Origin of the sequence: Alteromonas sp. NFXS44 (assembly GCF_040148705.1) — a bacterium.
GTDB lineage: Bacteria > Pseudomonadota > Gammaproteobacteria > Enterobacterales > Alteromonadaceae > Alteromonas.
Window position 1 is genome coordinate 644664 of sequence record NZ_JAGDEA010000011.1, and the last position, 21682, is coordinate 666345.

At 50.8% G+C, this 21682-nt stretch carries 15 protein-coding genes; all 15 read right to left on the reverse strand.

Annotated features, from left to right (window positions below):
- Positions 1-7 precede the first annotated feature (7 nt).
- A complete protein-coding gene (locus J3369_RS16600) occupies positions 8-1327 on the reverse strand; it encodes a mechanosensitive ion channel family protein (RefSeq protein ID WP_349588921.1) in 1320 nt (439 codons plus the stop codon).
- Between the two features lie 80 nt (positions 1328-1407).
- Positions 1408-2892, reverse strand: a complete 1485-nt coding sequence (locus tag J3369_RS16605; protein WP_349588923.1) for an AMP-binding protein — start codon at positions 2890-2892, stop codon at positions 1408-1410.
- 14 nt (positions 2893-2906) lie between these two features.
- A complete protein-coding gene (locus J3369_RS16610; RefSeq protein WP_303572699.1) occupies positions 2907-3743 on the reverse strand; it encodes a p-hydroxycinnamoyl CoA hydratase/lyase in 837 nt (278 codons plus the stop codon).
- Positions 3744-3787: 44 nt separating this feature from the next.
- The gene (locus J3369_RS16615) at positions 3788-5188 is read right to left on the reverse strand and encodes an aldehyde dehydrogenase (RefSeq protein ID WP_349589203.1); all 1401 of its coding nucleotides are present in this window, start codon (positions 5186-5188) and stop codon (positions 3788-3790) included.
- Between the two features lie 23 nt (positions 5189-5211).
- Positions 5212-6549: an MFS transporter gene (locus J3369_RS16620; protein WP_349588925.1), complete on the reverse strand. Its 1338-nt coding sequence runs from the start codon at positions 6547-6549 to the stop codon at positions 5212-5214.
- Between the two features lie 167 nt (positions 6550-6716).
- Entirely contained in the window at positions 6717-7748 is a 1032-nt protein-coding gene (locus J3369_RS16625; protein ID WP_349588928.1) for an AraC family transcriptional regulator, read from the reverse strand.
- 14 nt (positions 7749-7762) lie between these two features.
- The gene (locus J3369_RS16630; RefSeq protein ID WP_349588930.1) at positions 7763-9340 is read right to left on the reverse strand and encodes a tannase/feruloyl esterase family alpha/beta hydrolase; all 1578 of its coding nucleotides are present in this window, start codon (positions 9338-9340) and stop codon (positions 7763-7765) included.
- 51 nt (positions 9341-9391) lie between these two features.
- Entirely contained in the window at positions 9392-11602 is a 2211-nt protein-coding gene (locus J3369_RS16635; protein ID WP_349588933.1) for a TonB-dependent receptor, read from the reverse strand.
- Positions 11603-11863: 261 nt separating this feature from the next.
- Positions 11864-12910, reverse strand: coding sequence for an AraC family transcriptional regulator (locus J3369_RS16640; protein ID WP_349588935.1), 1047 nt, complete (start codon positions 12908-12910; stop codon positions 11864-11866).
- A gap of 77 nt (positions 12911-12987) precedes the next feature.
- On the reverse strand, positions 12988-13773 hold the full coding sequence (locus tag J3369_RS16645) for an OmpA family protein (protein ID WP_349588938.1): 786 nt from the start codon (positions 13771-13773) through the stop codon (positions 12988-12990).
- On the reverse strand, positions 13770-15266 hold the full coding sequence (locus J3369_RS16650; protein WP_349588941.1) for a hypothetical protein: 1497 nt from the start codon (positions 15264-15266) through the stop codon (positions 13770-13772). Before J3369_RS16650 ends, J3369_RS16645 begins: the two co-directional genes overlap by 4 nt.
- Positions 15263-16603, reverse strand: coding sequence for an alpha/beta fold hydrolase (locus J3369_RS16655; protein ID WP_349588943.1), 1341 nt, complete (start codon positions 16601-16603; stop codon positions 15263-15265). The genes J3369_RS16650 and J3369_RS16655 overlap by 4 nt, the downstream gene beginning before the upstream one ends.
- Positions 16600-17532, reverse strand: coding sequence for a dienelactone hydrolase family protein (locus J3369_RS16660; protein ID WP_349588946.1), 933 nt, complete (start codon positions 17530-17532; stop codon positions 16600-16602). Before J3369_RS16660 ends, J3369_RS16655 begins: the two co-directional genes overlap by 4 nt.
- Before the next feature lie 9 nt (positions 17533-17541).
- Positions 17542-19803, reverse strand: coding sequence for a TonB-dependent receptor (locus J3369_RS16665; protein WP_349588948.1), 2262 nt, complete (start codon positions 19801-19803; stop codon positions 17542-17544).
- A 144-nt stretch (positions 19804-19947) separates the two neighbouring features.
- Positions 19948-21681, reverse strand: coding sequence for a CocE/NonD family hydrolase (locus J3369_RS16670; protein WP_349588950.1), 1734 nt, complete (start codon positions 21679-21681; stop codon positions 19948-19950).
- Between the last annotated feature and the right edge of the window lies 1 nt (position 21682).

The window sequence follows — 21682 nt, forward strand, 5'->3', positions numbered from 1 at the left end:
CTCAGTGCTACGGGGTAGTGTTACTGAGCTTAATAGCGTCTTCGTTGATAACCCGCACTTCACGCTGCGGGAACGGGATCTCAATATCGTGTTCGCGGAGGGTTTCAAATACCATCAGCAGCAAGTCGCCGCCCACGCGGTTTTGACCGTCATCCACACCTTCCATCCAGAACTCAACGAACATGTTTACGCCGGAGTCACCAAAGCTGTCGATTTCACAATCCGGCCGGTATTCAATCTCCACATCATCGCCGCTGATCACCTGAGGATGTTCACTCACGGCATCTTTAATGATTTCAACCATTGAGCGGATATCCGTTCTGTAAGCAACAGAGAAATCAATCCGGTAACGTTGTTTTGAATCTTTGTGCGTCCAGTTCACCAGCAACGAGTTGATGAACTTCTCGTTAGGCACCAGGATATCTTTACCGTCGTAAGTCTCCAGCACCGCATAACGCATTTTAAATTCACGGACAAACCCTTTGCTGCCGTCGTCCAGTTCAACGTAGTCACCGACAGTTAAAGAACGGTCGAGCAGGATAATAATACCGGAGATAAAGTTGGACGCGATGGACTGCAAACCAAGACCAAGACCCACACCCACAGCACCACCAAATACGGCAAGCGCAGTCAGGTTAATTCCCATGATATTAAGCAGCAACAGGAAGATAACGCAGAACAGCGCCACTTCGAACAGCTTGGCAAACACTTCTTTGGTGGTAACATCCAGCTTCTTATGGTTGCGGATAATATCCTTGCCCATGGAGTTTGAAGCACGGCCAAGCCAGAACAGTAAAATGCCGAAAATAAGCACACGGGCGATGCCGTAAGCAGAAACATCAACGTTACCCACACTGAAAGAAACCGTTTGCAGTGCACCGATAACTTTAGGCAGCACGTCAGCCAGATGAAGAAAAACAATGGGGATCCCCACCCAGCGCAAAAACGCCGCTATCCCTTTATTGGAAACGAACTCACGGATGCAGGAATGAATGAAGATCAGCACTGCGATAACCACTGCGATTTCCAGCAGCCATGCATCCAACTGATATTGTTTGCCCAGTACCGAAGTCAGTTTCAGTAAGGTGATAGTAATAATAGGGAATAATGTGCCGCCGAGGCGATACACAAACATTTGCAGTGAGTGTGCGCCTTCTTTCGGCTCCTGCCGTGTCAGCACAAACAAACTGCGGATCTTCCTTGATACCAGCCATCCCACCAAATAAATCGCCAGCAACGCAGCAACCTGATACAGGAAACCGGGGCTTACCACCGCTTCCTGTACGTGCTGAAACTGACTTTGTAACTCTGCAACAAAATTTTCCATCAAGTAACCTGTTTGAGGATTTTTAACGGGCTTGTTGTATCGTCATTTACCGGAGTGGTAAAGCTTTTCCTTATATTATTTCAATGTTCTTCGACCAGTGCACTGAGTTCTGATTTAAGGATGTTCTTCCTGACCTTTCCGGCACCGGTACGGGGTAATGCGTCCAGCAACCGGACATGTTTGGGTAGTTTATAACGGGCCAGCCCTTTTTCCATTTCCCTTAATAAGCCTTCCTTATCGAAGGATTCATGACTCACCGACGGCACCACAAACAGACAACCGGATTCTCCCCACTTTTCGTCGGGTACACCTATCAGCGCACATTCGAGTATTTGCGGGAAACGCAGTGCTACAGCCTCAACTTCAGCGGGATACACGTTCTCGCCGCCGGAGATGAACATATCTTTGATGCGATCCACAATCCGGATATAGCCGTCCTCGTCGCTCACGCCAATATCACCGGTCTGAAACCAGCCGTCAGGTGTGAAACTGCGTTCATAAGCGCGGTGGTTCTTCCATACATCCACAAACAGGTTCGCACCCTTGATCTGTATTTCACCGGCTTCACCAAATGCCACCGGCTGATTACCCGGTCCGGTCAGCCGCACATCGATACGGTGTGTAGGCAAACCTACATACCCGGCTTTCTGATCGATAATACGCATATCAAAACTCATCCCGAGCACGGTGCCGGCTTCACTCATGCCATACCCGTCCACAATGGGGATGCCGTCATTTAACCACGCTTTGATCTGTACTTCCGGATGCGGCGCACCGCCCGTCAGCAGCGCTTTCAGTCCTGTCATTTTAGACGCATCAAAATGTGGCAGTTGACGAAGGGCATTGGCCATCTGGGGTACACAGAAATAATGACTGACCGCCAAATCCGAATCACACAACCGGTCAAAGGTGCGGGCCGGCTCGAATCCGTCAGAAATGATTAACCGCCCACCGAAGTAAAGCGCAGGACGCACACAGGAAATCAGGCCGATGACATGGAACATAGGTGTTTCGCACAAAAAGGTACTGTGTTCATCCACATGCCCCAGCAGCGCCATATTCTGCGTGGTTTCCATAATGGTTTGTTCGGTATGTACAATACCTTTAGGTAACCCTGTTGTGCCTGATGTGTACAGGATAAGCGAAGGTGCGGCTGCGTTCTCGTTACTGATAGCAGAGGGTGTCAGTTCGCTGACCAGATCAGGCAATGTGGAAAGCGCTACATAGGGCAAACCGGCACGGTCAGCCTCTTTATCGCCACATACCAGCGAAGGCTCGCAATCATCCAGTAATTGCATCAGCTCTTCCTGAGACAAACGCCAGTTCAGAGGCACAAATAATACCCCTGCCCGTCCGCAAGCCAGATGCAGCGCCACGGTTTCAGCAGAATTTCTCGCCAGACAAACCAGCCTGTCACCCTTATGCACACCTTGTTGTGACAACCAGGTCACCAGGCGGGAAACGAAACCGTCCCACGCCTCATATGTCCAGCGACGCTGCGAGGTAATGTCGTACACCGCTTCGTCTCCGGGACGCAGACGGGCCTGAAAAGAGAGAAAATCCATGCTGCTCACTCCGCTTACTTCTGCTGACTCTTATCGTATGCACCCAGACCCGGCTTATAGGTCTTATCATCAATAAACTGCTTGATGCCTTCTTTGCGGCCATCGTTATCGAAGCTGTTTGCTGCTTCCTGAGCACGTACCAGATAATCTTCCGCATTGTCGTAAGTCATTTCTTTCACGCGGCGGATGGCATCTTTTGTGGCTTTCAGGGCAACCGGATTTTTGCCTTTCAGCACATCACAAACCGCCTGTACGCGGGCTTTCAGCTCACTCAGCGGTACCGCTTCGTTAACCAGTCCCCACTCTGCCGCAGTTTTACCGTCGATGTTCTCACCCATCATGGCGTGGTACATAGCTTTACGCAGTGGCAGCAAATCAGCCACGACCTTACTGGCACCGCCGCCCGGCAAAATACCCCAGTTAATTTCACTTAAACCGAATGTGGCTTCTTCGGCCGCAAATGCGAGATCACAGCCGAATAAAGGGCCGTACGCACCGCCAAAACACCAGCCATTGATCATGGCAACCGTTGGCTTGTGGTACCAGCGCAGACGACGCCACCAGCCGTAAGCTTCTGACTGGGCTCTGCGTGTTGCGCCCAGGCCTTTCGCTTCGTTTTCGCGGAAATATTCTTTTAAATCCATGCCCGCACTCCAGGAAGTGCCTTCCCCTGTCAGTACCAACACAGCTACATCGTCGCTGTACTCCAACTCATCCAGTACCCGCATCATCTGGCGGTTCAGCGCCGGATTCATGCAATTGCGTTTTTCCGGACGGTTCAGGGCAACCCACGCCACCCCGTTTTCGATTGTCACCGCTACGGTGTTTGCTTCCTGATTTTCTGTACTCACAATCATTCCTTACTCAAAACGATAAAATTCAATACTTTAAAAAATTAAATGGGATAGTGGCCGGGTTCAGTCTCCACCGTGATCCAGCGCAGTTCCGTAAACTGATCGATACCGGCTTTACCGCCAAAGCGACCGTAACCGGAGGCGCCCACACCGCCGAAAGGCATTTGCGCCTCGTCATGCACGGTAGGGCCATTCACGTGGCAAATACCTGACTGAATTTTTCCGGCGACCTTCATGCCCCGTGCCGCATCGCGGGTGAATACCGCCGCACTCAGTCCGTACTCAGAATCGTTGGCAATACGCACCGCATCCACTTCGTCTTTTGCACGGATCATCGCCACTACCGGACCGAAGCTTTCTTCACTGTAAATCGCCATGTCCGCGGTGACTTTATCCAGCACCGTAGCCGGCATCAGTACCGATGTAGCTTTACCGCCGGTAAGGATCACAGCACCTTTGCTGACCGCGTCGTCAATCAGCCCGTTGACCTTTTCAACGGTTTTCTGGTCAATTACCGCACCCAACGGGGTGTTGCCTTCACGGGGATCGCCGGTTTTCATGGTTGATACTTTCGCTGCCAGCTTGTCGGCAAAGGCATCAGCCACCGCATCCACCACAACCAGACGCTCGGTAGACATACAGATCTGGCCCTGATTCATAAACGCGCCGAAGGAGGCCGCTTTCACCGCTTCATCAAGATCAGCGTCGTCCAGTACCAGCATGGGGGCTTTACCACCCAGCTCCAGCAAGCAGGGCTTCAGATGCTCTGCTGCACGTTTTGCGATAATGCGGCCCACGGCGGTTGAGCCAGTGAAGTTAATGCGTTTTACCGGTTTGGCATCAATCAGCGCGCCCACAACATCAGCGGCATCTTCCGGCGCATTGGTGACGATATTCACTGTATTTTCAGGGAATCCGGCTTCTGCCAGCGCTTCGATGATCAGCGAATGAGTGCGCGGGCACACTTCCGATGCTTTTAAGATCACTGCGTTGCCGCAGGCAAGTGCAGTGGAAATGGCGCGAACGCCGAGAATAATTGGCGCATTCCAGGGAGCAATTCCCAGAATGACACCTACCGGAACACGCTGAGCCATGGCAACACAGCCCGGTTTGTCTGACGGGATAACTTCACCGCTGATTTGTGTAGTCAGTGAGGCGGCTTCTCGCAGCATGGAAGTTGCCAGCATCAGGTTAAACATGGCCCAGCCTGCAGTAGCGCCCGTTTCTTCCATCATGGCTTTGACGAAGTCGTCTTTCTTACCTTCAAGTGCAATGGCAGCCTGAGACAGGATGGCACGGCGCTGGTTAGGGCCAAAACCGGACCAGATTTCAAAGCCTTGCTGTGCTTTTTCGGCAACAGCCTGCATTTGTGCACCTTTCATTGCCGGTGCCTCACTGGCAACTTCGCCGGTGAGCGGGTTTAAGCGGGTAAAGTTCATCATCACTCCGTTTTCCGGTGGATTATTTATTTTGTGACGGCAGACAAAGAAGAATGCGTTGCTGTTCCCCGTCCGCCCTGTTTGTTGTTTAAGAAATAAATCGCCAGTGTGGCTACCAGCGCGCCGGTGCCCATGGCAATGGCAACCCCCTGCAGGCTGACACCATTTGTGAAAAGTAGTCCGGCAACCACCGGGCTCAATGCCGCACCACCGCGACCGATGCCAATAACCACGCCCGTGCCGCTTGCCCGCACGTTCGCCGGGAACGCCTGTGCCATCAGTCCGTAAAGCCCGACAACACCGGCATTAGTGAAAAACCCTGTGGCTGCGGAAACCAGCGCCAGCGTGCTTAAGTCGCTGTAACCAATGCCGAATACCGACACCATCACGAAAGCCAGAATAAGTACCGGTATCATGGTGAGTCGTAAATTCAGCTTGCTGGTAAGCAGTCCCAGTAAAATGGCACCCACCGCACCGCCCAGGTTTGCCCACACCAGCACCTGACCGGCCTGTGCAGCACCAAAGCCCATGTCCACCACAATTTTCGGGATCCATTTGAGAATGAAATAGAACGTCATAATTTGTGCAAAGTACGCCACCATTAACAGCAGCGTGAGCTTGCGCATTTCAGGTGAAAACAGTGTGCTGTAACTGGATTTTTTGGCTGATTCTGCCGGCGCAGGCAATGCATCCAGCAGAGGCTTTTTCATTCGCGCGAGCATGTGATTCACTTTGTCCAGGGTCTTTTCTTTCGGATGGTTAACCATGTACAGCAGAGATTCAGGCAGCCAGAACGCCACCACCAGCATAAACAGACCGGTAATGCTGCCGCCGAAAATAAATACGGCACGCCAGGTGTGGGTTTCCAGCAACATTGACGCAATACTGCCGCCGAGCACTGCGCCGATGGGATAGCCGGTGGCCATGATAATGACGCAAAGGTTACGGCTTTTCTTATTAGCAAATTCCGATACCATGGCGTTTGTAGAAGCCAGCATACCGCCAATTCCCAAACCGGTGATGAAGCGGATGATCAACAGTGTCATTACGCTATCGACAAACGCCGCACCGAACATGCCGGCGGTCATCAGTACCAGACAAAACTGTATCGTGGGTTTGCGGCCAAACTTATCGGCAATGCCGCCAAGAAAAATAGAACCGAAGGCCATCCCCACCAGCTCCATGGCCAGCACCACACCCAGTTCAGCACGGTTAATCCCCCACTCAGCGGCAATACCCGGCGAAGCAAAGCTGATAGCCAAAACATCAAAGCCATCCAGCGCATTAAGGGAGATACAAATGACAATTGCCACCCACTGCACAGGGCTTAGTTTGGAATCATCAAGAATTGCGGTTAAAGACATAGTGACCATCCTCTAAGTCACTTACGCAAAAAGAAAATAAGGCGTCAGGCGTAAATGACTTGTGTAATCGTTAAACATGATATTAACAATTAAACACATTCTGAGAATGGCATAAAGTGACTAATTACTTTGCAAAAAGTGACACTCTATATTTTATGCAAAGAATATTATGCTTCGCTGTCAGTCAGAAGCTGTTGTCTGAAGTCCCGGGGCGACTGCCCGGTCCAGTTCCGGAAGGCTCTGGTGAAAACGGCAGGGTCGGAATAACCGACTTTTTCTGCCACCTCATTGATACGTAAACCCTGCTGCCCAAGGAAAAATATGGCCTTATCCCGTCTCACCACATCTTTCAGTTGCTGAAATGAGGTGCCTTCATCTTTCAGCTTGCGCATCAGAGTACGGGTTGTCATGTGCAACTTGTCTGCACAATGTTCTATTGTGCCATTACCATTCGACATGGCTTTACTTAAAATCAGTTTGAGTTCCGTCGCCAGACTGTAATCAGCTTTGTATTGACGAAATAACTCTAAAGGACAGCGGGACATGAACGCCTTTAACGACGCTGCGTTTTGCTTTACCGGCCGCTCCAGATAGTGGACAGGGAAAACTAAAGCAAGTTCAGTATGGTTAAACCGGTGAACGCCGGGAAATAGATAATGATACTCACCAATATGGTTAGGCGGCGGATAGGGAAAGCGGGTTTCTGTGAGAGGAAGAATGTCTGAAATCAGCCAGGACGCATAGCGGTGCCAGGCCAGCAGACAAATTTCAGCAAAAAGATGGTCCGGATCAAGGTGCATTTTCGTTGGCCTTATAATAAGCCGGACAACCTCTTTATCTTTGTGCAGGGTAATAAAATCATCGTCTGTGAGCAGGTTATAAAAGCGTGCACCTAAGGCCAGCGCCTGTCCCAGCGACGATTTCTGAACAGTCAGCTGACCCATCATGTAGTAGGAGCCGGACTTCAGCCGGTAGCCGGACAACCCCATACTTTCATCACCGAGGTCGTCCCAGATAAGCTTTTGAAAAAGCGCCAGCTTTTCAGCCGGCACCCGCTGATCCGGTTTATTAACTACAGATTCCGTTAAGCCGGTTAATTCAAGCAGGCGTGCACTGTCTACGCCGCGCTCTGCCGCAGCATGATAGAGCGCTGTGACGTAGTGATTCGATGCACTGCCATACTCAAAATGTCTTCTCACCGGCAATACCTTCTCTATTGGCCGTCAGGTGTTTTACACACGTAACTGTCCGCATCATTCCCGTTGCCTTTCCCTTTATAGGTGGTCACCGACGGATACGGACAAAGGGGACGGGTTTCCTCTGGCATGCTCTCACCGTAGGCAATAACGGAGTCAGGCTTGTTACCCTTTTCAACCCAGTCTACCAGTGAAGAGAGCATATCGAACTGATCAAGCGCCTGTTCACCGCCACGACAATGACCCATTCCCGGCACAAAGTAAAACTGTGACCACCGGCTGACTTGTTCGTAGCCACCGTTTTGCGCCACCATGTCATTGAAATAGCCTAAGGTATCTTTGGCCGAAAACCAGGGATCGCTGACACCATGGAAGAACATCAGTTTGTTTTCTTCAACAACAAAGGTCGACAAGTTGGTCAGTGTGGCATTGCCGGGCTCAAGAGGAAATCCGTCAGCGATGGCCAGTTCCCTGTCGATATCAAAGGGTTCATCGATGCGGGCCCGCCCTAACGGACCAGGCTGAGCAGACAATAAGCCCGGGGCAGAGCGGGCCGGTTTATCGTCGATGCCGGTATCAAAGAAAAATCCCGGATACACGTTGTTACCGTTGCTGTCAGCAGGGCCGTTAAATGCAGTTACCAGCCCTTCTGCTTCTTCCGTTGTTAAACATGAATCACTGTGCTGTTGCCCGTCGCAAATCATTTTATCGGGGTCAAATTCGCACTGCTCCACCGCAAAAATCAATCCGTCTTCACGGCCGTCCAGACCATCACATTGCGCCAGAAGTGCTTGCTCAACGGCTTTTTGTTTCTTGTCACTGAAAGGAGGCTGATTATTTCCCCTCAGCGCCCGCAATGTTTTCGCCACATACAAATCTGCAATTTCTGAGTAATTCGTTTGTCTGGCCGGAGCACCTGCAATAATGCCATCAAATAAATCAGGGAAGCGTTGCGACATGGTCATGGCTTCACGCCCGCCTGTTGAACACCCGACAAAATAATTATTCTGCGCCGGCTGCGAATACACTCCGGTGATCAACTGTGAAACCAGCTTTGCGGTTTTCGACACAGCACCCGAATAAAAGTTGAGTAACGCCTGCTGATCTTCAAAAAATGAAGGATCGAACACCGTATCAGACTGGTGCCCGCTGTCTGTACTGGCGACGGCAAAGCCCCGGAACAGCGCGGGCGTATCACCGGCAGCCAGCGCACCTAACGGCTCGCGGATCAGGCCGTTTAAGCCGCCTCCGCCCTGAAACAGAAACCGGCCATTCCAGTCAAAGGGCAAGTTCAGGCCAAAACCAATAGCGTAGCCCTTCCCTTTTACGCCTTTACGTTTTTCAAACTCACCGGTGATCTGACAATAAGGCATAAAAGCCTTCGCCTGCGCCGGTTTTAATTGTGATTCAAGGGCCGATACCGACGTTACTGCTTTAACTGACGTTAATGATACGCCTTCAGGCAACATCAGCGACGCTTTCAAAGCAGCACATGTTCCGGCATTTAATTCTCCGGCAACACCATTGTCCGCCATCGCTGCCGGCACGGTGCAAAGTAAGGCGGCACCAACCGCCAGGTTACCCATAAATTTCATGCGATCCCTCCGCAAAAAGCAGCGGCAGCACGCTATGACTGCCGCACACAGTTAAAATGTATAATTGACGTCTATTCCAAAGGTACGGGGCGCGCCATAAAATTCAGTATTGTTGCTGAGCTGCTGCCCGGACACATACTCTTCGTCGGTTAAGTTACGTCCCCATGCATTCACACGCCAGTTTCCTGTTTCGTAGGTCACCATGGCCGAAAGCAGTCCCCGGTCGGCCAGTAAATCAGTTTCCGGGTCGTAAATCAGATTCGTCCATTGTTCATCTATCCACGCGTAATTTAATCTGGGGGTCAGTAATGCACCATCAGATAATTCAATGGCATATTCAATACCCACAGTAAAGCTTTTTTCCGGCGCATACAGGTTTGGACCTGAGCCGGCAGCCACCAGAAACGGCGTGTAATCAAAGCATGTTCCACTGCTGGTATCCTGTCCTGCGCTGCACTGAGGCAACGACGGTGAACCGGATTCACGGGTGTTAACAATTGGCTGAGTAGGCTCCATTTCTGAATCAATAAACGAGCCTGCGAAATCAATGGTGAGGTTATCAAGATAGATATCCAGCGCAAACTCCAGTCCTGCGATACTGGCATCAGCAATGTTGTACACATCTGAACGGCCGGTGGTCACATCAATGTTCGTGTTCTGGAAGTTTTTGTAATCATTATTAAAGACTGCCACCGAAGCACTCACCATATCGTCGAACAAGCGTCCTTTCCAGCCACCTTCAATGGATATCACTGTTTCTTTGTCGAACACCGAGGTTTCTGAATTAATACCGCCGGGCTTGTACCCTCTGGCAATATAGCCATAGAAACTGTGATTTCTTGAAGGCGTATAGTTCACCGATACTTTGCCCAGAATATCATCATCTTCGTAGTTTCCGGAGATGGTGGCAACCTTCACCCCATCCGGAGCGATGATACCTCTGCCCACCACCACGCCACTTAGCGGGTCGGCTGAACCTTCAAACCAGGCTTTACGTAATCCGAATTCGGTTTGCCAGCGGTCTGAGAAGCGATAACTCACCTGCCCGAATACACCTTTAATGACTTTCTGATTCTGAATGTCGATTTCTACCGGGAACGGGCCGTTATCAATATCCACCAGCACTTCATTCTTCTGATAGTAAGCACCGGCAACCCAGGTAAAATCCTTGCCGTCAGGTGAAATCAAGTTCAGTTCATGGCTTACCTGGTCTTCTTTGACAAACTGGCTGCGCGTACTGACATCCAGTTCAGTGGCATCGTAGTCATAAATATTATCAATCTCTTTTTCCTGCGTGCCGCTTAACCATTTCACAGACAGCCCGTTATCAAACCGGTGGGAAATATCCAATAAGAGGCTGTCGGCCGACTCCTCGTTTTGCGACGGGGTGTTGTAGGCTAAATCTCTGATTGAGCCGGTCCGGCCCTCAGAGTACGCCGTGCCTTCGATAGGACGGTATGCAAAACCGCCGGCAGATTTATCTGAGGTTTCGTATTTTACGTAAATGTCAGTACTATCAAGAGGTGACCAGGCCAGTCCGAGTCGCGCACTGGTTTCATCCAGACTGCCCGCATCTGTGTCTACGCTACCCGTACTGTTGTAAAAACTGTCGCGGTTTTTGTAGTTCACCGCAACCCGCGCGGCGAAGGTGTCAGAAACTGGCAGATTCACCGCTGCGCGGGCATTGCGTGATGCAAAATTGCCGATCCCCAGCATCACATTGCCGTCGAAGTCACCGCCGATTTCCGGTCTGCGGGAAGTCACCATAATCGCACCGCCCGTTGAATTTGAACCGGCAAACGTTCCCTGCGGACCACGCAGCACCTGAATATTCGCCACATCATAGAAATTCAGCGTGCTCACAATAGGCGGTTGGAACAACCCGTCAATGTAGGTGCCCACACCGTTAGTCACGTCGGGATCACCACTTGCCAGGCCAATACCGCGAATATTCACCGACTGGGTTAAGCCAGCATCAGTGATGGTTAACCCCGGTGATGCGAAAGGCAGATCGTCCAGCCGCGACACCGCTTTTTTCTCCAGTTGTTTTGCTGACAACACCGTCATCGAGGTAGGGATATCCTGAACCCGTTTAATTCTGCGTTCAGACTTTACTGTGATGACTTCCACGTCATCTGCATCTGATGCGGTATCTGTTTCCTGAGCAAATGAAATGCTGGTAAAGCCCGCCAGTCCCGCTACAACAGCAAGGTTGAGCAGATTGCGGGTTGATTTTATTTTTGTAGTATTCAGAAGGTACATGCTTTTAGTCCTTTTGCCTTATCTAAGATGGGATCTGTCAACAGGAAACAGAAAACCGTCAAAAACCAAATAACAAACAAATGTTATTTTTTTGTTTCACTCGCGTGAATGGCATATTACGACTAAAAACTTTGCCGATTACGACAAAGGGGAATATTTGGCATGTTTTTAGAGGGGATTATTAGTCTAAAAAGGTACAGTAAATTGAGCTCAACGAACTCATGCACAATATTGTGTTCATCAAGTGACGATAATTCAGGGTTAAGACTCGATATCCCCGCACAACAGTTGCTGACGAAAGTCTCTGGGTGAAAGGCCGGTCCATTGCCTGAATGCCCGTGTGAAAACGGCGGGATCGGAATACCCTACCCGTTCAGCCACTTCATTAATTTTTAAGCCTTGCTGTCCAAGAAAGAATATGGACTTATCGCGCCGGACAATATCTTTTAATTGCTGGAACGAGGTGCCTTCGTCTTTAAGTTTGCGGATCAACGTCCGTCTGGTCATATGCAGTTTACCGGCACAATGTTCTATGGTGCCGGTACCGTCCAGCATGGCTTTCCCCAGCATCAACTTAAGTTCAGTGGCCAGGCTGTAATCGGCTTTATACTGCCGGAACAGCTCTAAAGGGCAGCGGGACATAAAGGCTTTCAGTGATGATTCACTTTGCTTCACCGGCCTTTCGAGGTAATGAGCAGGAAACACCAAAGCCAGTTCCTTATGATTGAATTTGTGAACGCCGGGAAACAAATAATGATACTCACCGATATGGTGGGGAGGCGGGTAAGGAAACCGTGTCTCAGTAAGTGGCAGAATATCTGAAATCAGCCAGGACGCATACCGGTGCCATGCAAGCAGACACATCTCCGCGAACAGGTGCTGATAGTCTTTTTCCGGCGCCTCCTCGTTAACCTTTAATACGGCCTGATCTTTCACAATTTCCAGCGTAACGAAATCATGCAGGGTCACCAGATTATAAAACTTTGCCCCCGTATTCAGCGCTTTGTGCAGTACTGGCTGGTGCACAGATACCTTGCCCATCATGGCGTAGCTGCCCCTTCTGAGCGGCCTGTTGCTCAAACCCATGGTCTCGTCGTTAATTGCATCCCAGACAGCCGTTTGAAAGTCAGCGAGCTTTTCAGTGGGAACACGTTCTGTGGGGTTGTGAATCATATCTTCACGCAAACCGGCATCGGCAAGCATATCGGCTACGGGTAAACCGTGCCTGACTGCCACATCATACAATGATGAAATGTAATGATTTGCACCGGTGCCGTACTGAGCACCGGGTTTAACCTGATTTAACATACACCACCGCCTGACCCGTGAAACGTAGATGATGGCACTGGTGCCATAGCCAGAGCCTGCGTAAAGTTCATGTTAACCTAATCAAAGTAAGCATCAATAGTTACCCGCCAGCGCGATGTGGTTACCAGTCCGCTGACCCCGTCTGTATTGCCGGGTAACATCTTAGGAGTCATGTTAATCTGCGTTGCCACTGCGACTTCAGGCACACCCAGCCGTAACAGTGAAGTCACAATAATATCGGCTCTGTCCTGTGCTATATTTTCTTTCTCCCGAAGATCGTGACCGGAAACGGTGATCCCGCGTGTATCAGCAAAACCGGTAATAACCACCCGCGATGGCTTAGCCTGCAATATCCAGTAGGCAGCTTCGTCCAGCTGATAGTCACCAAACTGATAAGTCAGAAATGACTTATTGTAATCGAAGAAGACGTGAAACTGATTGTCTTCAAACGGGCCAGTGAGGGGCGCTCTGTCTACGCTGAGGGGCTTTATAATGTTTGCCGGACGCACAAACTGATTACCCGGGTAACCTTCCGCCGGTAAACGGTACTGAGGGCAAGGCTCAGAAAGAATAGACACCCGCACGGGGTTTAACACCTTCCCGCCACAGGCATCCGCATTATCCGTCGTTTGTCCCTGCACCAGCACGGCGTAATTCCAGTCTGGTTTTACAGGCGAAGCGCTGATATCAAACCGAGTCCCCGAATCGGGAGAGTCAGCCAGCCAACAGCCAGACTTCTTACCGGCCCTCGCGTCGCGATACACGGGACAACTGACAAACTCCACGATATCCGCCGCTGCCTGAACAGCAGAAACCGTCATCAGCGCCAACAAGCCGGATACGGCTACCTGAATCTTTCTCATAGCGAATTCATCAGGTTTATTAAGTCCTGACGCTCCTGTTCAGTAAAGTTTATCTGGTACCGGCGATCGTAGTAATCAACGAGGTCGCCCATGGTCTTTGCTGAACCGTTGGAAAAATAAGGCGCTCTGGCCGCCAGCCCACGCATAGACTGCAAAGTAATTTTACCCGTATCGGCACAACGCCCCGTCACGAGTCCGAAGCCCGGATCTTGGGTCAGAAATGATCTGCCGTAGTGGGGATGAGGTTCATCCTTGCAGGTAATGCGGAACAACGGCAATTCAGGCGCTGGTTCAGCAAAGGGTTTGGTGGTGGTGCCGATATCCACCTGACCCGGTGCCACGTCATTGCCCATCTGACTCATGTTGTGACAGAACACACAACTGTTCAGCACCGGATTACCAAACCCCATGGGTGAGTTAATACCGGCACTGTCACTGATTAAGAACATTTTTTCGCGAAACAGCAGTGCGCCTCTTGCGATGGATGCCCGCTTGTCAGCCTGTTCCGGCGTGACACCGGTGCTTTTCTGATCTTCCCAGGGCTCAAACTCACTCCATACTGCCCGACCGATACTGCCCAGTTGTCCCGGCTTTGAGTCACGAAGAAGTTCAGGACCACCAAATGCGCCGTCATCCAGCTTTCCGGCATCCTTGTCTTCTGCCTGTGCGGCATAAATGCTGAGTATGAACCCCTCAATTTTTTCCTCTTGATCATCCGTCAGTGCCGATAACATTTCCAGATGGGTACCCGATGCATCCTGCATCTGCGCTTTTAAATTCACACTGCGGTTATCTGACATGATGTTGCCGGATAAGAACTCACCACTGATTTCATCCCTCGGCAGCGCCACGCCCTGTTTAGGATCGTAGGCAAAACCAACGGCAGTGAGATACTTCAGATTCGCCACCGGACGGGGTCTGCGGTAAACAGAAATAGAGGGTTCGGTAGCGTCAGGACCATATTTCTGCGAGCTGTTACAGCCCCAGGGATCCCGCACAACCTCAATGTCAAAATCCGGTGTGACTGCTTTGCCATAGCGGGGCGCCGGCGGCCAGGGCATCTGGATCCGGAAAAGTCCTCTGTCCAGCAACAAAGAGTGAGAAGCTTTCTCTTTTTGCGGCATATCCGGGCAATTAGAGCCATCCCATGCAGCAAAAATAGGGTCGCGGCCCTGCGTACCGCTCCAGACATCCTGAATGGTTTTCACCGACAGGCTCATACCGTCTGACGGTTGATGACAACTGATGCAGGCACGTCCGTTTTCACTGAGTGCTTGAAAAAAAGGATGCCCGCTCATTTCAACAGGCTGGCCTTCTGACAGTACTTTCACCTTACCGCTGGCATTGCTGTGGGTTTGTGATTGTTCAAACGTGCCGGTTTCACCGGGTTTAATCCATCCGTCGGGGTAAGTCACTTCTGCCGCGACAGTCGGTACAGATAACATGGTCAGAAGCGACGCTTGCAACAAGGCATTTAAACAGAAAACTTTCATTTGGGATCTCCGTTTATAATCGTTGACTGACATGCCTGCTGATTCTCCGCGCACCATCGTGGCAGAGGCAGCACAACTGCATCAGTAAATGCGGTTCCCGGCGCACGGGCGGGCGATTGCCATTTTCCGTTTTCAAGCCGGTATTCGAGGGTTTCCACACTCATCAATAGTTCTTCCGGCGTAAACGTGCAGTGGCCCGCTCTTTCAACCCAAAGCGCGGAAGATAATCCGGGATCTGACTGACTTTTGAGAAGTTGCAGATAGTTTGTTTGCAGTGACGGCGATGTCATGCCATCGCCCGTAGTGTGCATGGCAAGCATTGGTTTGGTGATGGCGCCGTCAGGCGTGAAGTTATCAGCCATGTAAGAAACAGCACCCGGCACCGAAGCAATCCGTTGTGCCTTTTCAAGTGTGCGCAGATCATCACTCAGCGACAAACCAGCCTTTTGGTATACCGCTTCCACCAATGATTTTCTGCCACTGGCATCAAGTAAAGCGCGATAGTCAATGCCAGTATTAGAGGAAAACGCACCGCCGGCACGACGCTCCTGATCGCCACGGGGTAAAAACAGCCCCATTTTTACTGCTGCCATCATATGCTGTGCAATGGCATCCGGTGTTTCTGGTGCTTCAGAACCGGAAATGGTCCAGTCAGGTAGTCCGCCGAGCACACCGGCAAGCACTGCCCGGGCCTGCCACCGGGGATCCTGTTGATTACCTTCCATGGTGGTAATCAAACGCTCCACCGTCTCGCGGTCATCCCCTCTGCCCGTCAACGCAATATCTTCACTGGGAAACAGCAGGCGGGTAAACACAAATGCCCCGTCGAGTGCAGTATCCATCATAGGTAACGCACCGTAACTGGATGCACAGAGGCTGATGGTCCCGTCAACCTGATCAGCATACCGCTGGGCAATGGCTGAGGTGATCAAGCCCCCCATTGATGATCCCCAGGCAATAATGCGTTCAGGTGCACCAACGTCATTTCTGAACTGTTGAAGAGCAAGCAACTGGCTGGGGATAGCCTTTTCGACACTCCATCCCGCTTCGGGATATTGCGATGCTGCAAGCGCATAACCCTTTGCCAGTAACACTGCGTCAGACTGTTTTGGCGCCACATCAGGCAATCCTGCTTTGCGGCCATAGCCATGACCGTAGAGTAATAATGTTCCATTCCAGTTGTCAGGCACCTTAGCCTGCCACAAAGCGCCGTCTTCCAGCATTCCACTGAATGTTTGCTCTGTTTTTAAGGGCGCGGATACGCACCCGCCCGCTCCCACGCCTGCCAGCAAAGTAACCAGGCAGTAAAGGACTGGTGGCTTAGCAATATTTTTCATAAATGCTTCCGCTGAACCTGCCAGTCCATGTCAGTACACAACACGCAGTCTTCACCTGCAAACCACTGTTTTGCAGACTCATCGCCTTTAAGTAGCCAGTCGAGCCAGGCGATAGCGACTTTACTGTAGGAGCCACCGTCAGGCACACCAAAGGTACCGCCGTGTCCTACGCCGTTTTCGGCAAAAAAGACAGGTACATGCTTTAAACGGTTAAAATCATCCAGAGCATTAAAATAGGCCACGTCATCCGGTCCGCCGTTCACATAGGCGATGGGCGTGTGCACTTTTTCCAGCATGGATTTTTGTACTCTAAGCGCAGTACTCTGCACTTTGAGCGGCTCATTAATGACACCGCTGTTAAACAGGATCACGCCATCAAGTCGCTCATCCGTTGCCACTTCCAGCGCCTGGAGTCCGCCGCAACTATGCCCCATGACGACGACCTTCGACGGGTCGAAACGCTGATAAAATTCGTCATTCTTATCTGCTGCAAACACTTCCGCCAGATTCAGACTGTTGATGATTTGCTCTACCGTGGTTTTATCAGGTGAGCCCACAGGGGTTGAGCGTGCTTCAGGTTCATGCTTCGCTTCGGCTTTTGCCCTTGCCTCTTCCAGAAAAGTGGGCCGCTCTTCTCTCGCCGGACCTGCTGCGATAACAAAATAGCCATGGGAAGCCACTTCTTTTAAGAAGCGGGCATAACGCAGGCCATTGTCACGACAGCCACCATTAGCCCAGAGCATCACTGGCACAGGTTGCTGTGGCCAGGATTTCGGGTAATACAAGGTGGTGTCAGGCATGTCATCACGAACTGCAGCAACAGCCGGATGAGAGCCGGAGCCGCCGGCCGGCGAGACAACACCGGCGGTGGCAAAAGTGGAAATCCCTGACAGACAAAGTAACGTTAACGCATTCACTATTTTGCTCATGGTTGCCCCTTAAAAGTTGTAACGCACTTTTACACCCACCTGACGGGGTGCACCCAGGTTGTAAACGCCCACGCCGTCGGTATCACCGGTGGCACGGCTTATATATGTTTCGTCGGTTAAATTCTGCACGTACAGATCAGCCCGCCAGCCCGAATCGCTCTCGTAAGCCACGTTCGCTTCCCAAATTGTCCGGGACGGGGTCAACTGATGGTCGAGATGGAAAAATGAAGTATAGAAATCTGACTGATAGCTCATTCTCAGCGAAGGCAAAATAACACCGGACTCCGTCTCCCATCCCAGATACTCAAGGCCCCAGCTCAATGAACGTTCAGGCAGGAAATCGATGCTCTCTCCACTGAGGTTTAGCGACAAATCGGTAGCAGGATTCTCACCGTCGTAAGCACCGGCGGGTAGTACATACTCAAGATCTCCGTACTCGCCTTTGTTGAAAGCCATAGAAATATCCCAGCGAATATCTGCATGAATGCCGGACAACTGCGCTTCTATACCCGCAATCGTCGAACCGTCAACATTGCGTGTCACTGATTCCTGCGGGCTGTCGGGTGGCGCGAAGGTACGCTGAAAATTGTCGTAATCCATATGGAAAAGAGAAACCGACAATTGGGTCTGTTCATCGAAAATACCGCCTTTCCAGCCAATCTCTTTGTTCAGCACATACTCTGAATCGTAATCGGGGCCAAATGGTGAGGTACCGCCGGGCTTATAACCCCGACCAATGGTGCCGTAGAACATACTGTCGTCAGACAGATGCCAGTTAGCCACCACTCTTCCGGTAAGCGCACTGAAATCAAACAACTGATTTTGCGGGAACGGGCGACCCGATATTGCGTTGTAAGACCCGGCGCCTGGGGTAATATAAGAATCTCCGGCAAAACCCACTTCATCGCGGTTGTAACGAAGGCCGAATTTCACTTCCACATCAGGGGTAAACTGGTAAGCAACTTCACCAAAAACAGCTTTGTTTTTACGCACATTGTGCAGATACATAAACAATCTGGTGTGGGACTCAAGATCCAGTGACGTACCGGGGTAGCTTTCATTGTTGTAACGCAGCAGATTCAGATTATTCTTCTGATCATAATCAATAATGCTCAGGCCTGTAGTCCACTGGAAGGGTCCTTCCCCGGTCGAAACGAGGGTCATTTCACCGGTCCAGTATTCGTCAAAAATACGAAAGTCACGGCCGGTCTGCGGTTCGTCTGTTATTGTGAGATAAGAACCATAATCACCGTCAGTGCGGATATCCTGAGTACTGTCAAAATAAGAGAAGTTAGTCAGTAATTTTACGCCTTCAGAGAACTGCCAGTCTGTGGTAAACGTGGTCCGGTTGTAACGCACACTGCGGTGGCCATCCAGGTCGTAATTCAGATCCCATACGCCGGTATCAGGCAGGCGGGTATTACCTTTTTCAGGGAAGCGTTGGGTCGCCACGCCATCAGATTCATTACGGCTTTCCTCATATATCAATCGCATTTCAAGATTTTCATCCGGTGAATACAGAAACTGATACCGGCCCATAGACCGGTCGAGATTTCCGGGCTGGTCTTTTATCAATGATGCGTCAGCCTCAGGATCAGGACCATGATTAGTGAAGAAGCTGTCGCGGCTTTCAACATTGCCGGAGATCCGCATTGCCAGACTATCAGACAATGGGAAAGTCAAACCGCCACTGTATTTAGTCAGGTTGTAGCTGCCTTTCTCAGCCGCCGCAAAACCTTCTGTTTCACCCAGCACAGGCTTTTTAGAATTGATAAAAATTGCGCCGCCACTGGCGTTCTGGCCTGAATAAGTCCCCTGTGGACCGCGTAAAACTTCAATACTGCCTAAATCAAAGAAGGCATCGCCATAAACAAACTCGCGGGCCACATAGGCACCGTCAAGATGCACAGCTACACCGTTTGTCTGATTCGGTGCGCTTTCAGAAATACCCACGCCACGAATGTTGATGTATTTGGTATTGCCGTTGTCGGTAAAGACGAGGTTTGGTACCTGCGCCTGCAACCGCTCCATATCAGTAATGTTTTTATTTTCCAGCGCTTCACCGGAAAACCCGATGACGGACATAGGCATATCGGATTCACTGACGGAACGACGCTCAGCCGTGATGAGTACCTTCTCTATGTCTTCATCCCGATTTTTTCGTTTTTCATCATTATTTTCCTGTGCGTAAACAGAAAAGCTGGTAGTCAGTGCGGCTAACACTGCGAGTGTATGTTTCGTTCTGAAAAATTGCGCCGTTTTGCAGGTCATCTTAGTTTGTCCTTTCCACAATTTGTAAAATCAACGAAACAGATGTTAATGAAATGTTCCAGATTCATTAATGGCAGAAAGTGACTAAATTTTTGATAAATAGTGTCAGCATGGATTTATTGCATACTGACACAAGTTGCAGCGCTAATTCCCGGCGACCGGCAGCATCAACACAGCCGTGCCTGATGACGGGCTGGTTAATCTGATTGTTTGCGCATGACCAGCATCATCCCGCAATCTTTCACGATAATCAGATCCAGTAAACGTGACCCTGATCTTATGGCCTTCTGCAAAAACCCGGGAAGTCGGCATCATCGCAAACGTCAACTCCACTGGCTCATAGGCGGTCAGTAACTGCTGATCTTCCTTGTACCAGCGATGCCAGGGCGTGCCCTCCGGCATCAGCCACGGAGCACTGTCTGTCTTGCGCATAGAGGCTTTCAGCCGGCCTTCTGTGATAACAGTAACGGACCCGTCAGGTGCAACATCCTCAAGATAAGCAAACAAATTTGCGTCGTTCCGATTCGTCGAGAGATTAACTGTAACCTTGGGATGGCCAGTGACTTCTATGGCATGAACAAGTGGCTCGGAGGAAATATGAATCCCCTCCTCATGTGTACTGCAGGGCTGGGAACGGGAACTTATTTTTTCACCCGGGCAATTTTGTTCAAACTTCACATCAAACTGCTGATCCAAAGTGCCTTCAGCCTGACCATCGGTCTTCAAACCAGAATCTGTCATGGCAAACGCTTTAAAGTCGACGCCTTCCACCGGCCAGGTTGATGATGATGCCCAGTGACCCTTTGCACTCCCCTCCATCACAAAGTAATGCAGAGGCGGCTCCTGATTTAGTCCGGTTTCCAAACCTTTTAAGTGGGTATCGAAAAAACGGTGGATCTCATCCAGCAGGGGAAAATCATCGTTCCGGCAGTGTTGCCATGGACCAACGATGGCTCTTGAACCCGGCACATTCAGCAGGGTAATCAGGCCCTGATCCCGCAGTTCATCAAACCAGCCGCCCATAATATAAAGTGGAATACCTGAACGGGCTACCTGATCTTTGTAGTCGGCCACACTGCCCTCAGACCAGAAACGGCTTCCCACGGTTTTTGACCAGCTGTCGCGAAATGGTAATTCAGACCACATTTGAAGTAATGGCGTAGCCAGTTGATGTTCATGTGCTGCTTGTCGTAGCAGTTTCTTGTCTTCATCAGCGTCAACCGGTGGAATAGCCATGTCGTCTTCAATTGTTCTGGCAGGCCCGGTACCCCACTGCGCGAAGATTGCGCCACGGCGAAAAGCATCAAACTTATGCCACGAGAAGCAACCGGCAAAAACAGCCTTCAAAGCAGGCGGTTGCAAAGACATCGCATGCATGGCTGCATCACCGGTGTTAGAACATCCGTACACGCCCACATTGCCGTCAGACCAGGGTTGCTCTGCCAGCCATTGGGTCATTTCATACGCATCAAACGCCTCATTGCGATCGTGGTAACCACGCATTACACCGAAGGATTGTCCGTTTCCGCGTCGTGCTACCTGAACCACTACGTAACCATGTTTTGCCAGTGTAGGAATGGCATGCAGCGCACTGATGAAGCCGCCGGTTCCGTCACGGGCTTCCCTCGATATGGACAGCGTGTGGTGCCAGATAACAGGGAACTTTCCGTCGACCGCTTTACCATTCTTCGCCGGTCTGACTACAGAAATCGCCAGTTTTACACCATCCCGCATGGTCACGTAAGATGATGCCTCTGTGGTTTCTTCATAGGCCGGTATCGGTTGATAATCCGCGAAGCCGCTGGCTTCGCTCAGTGTAGAGAATACGATAAGCGCCGGCGCTAAAGTTTTAAGCCAGTTTCTGCTCAGGTATTTCATG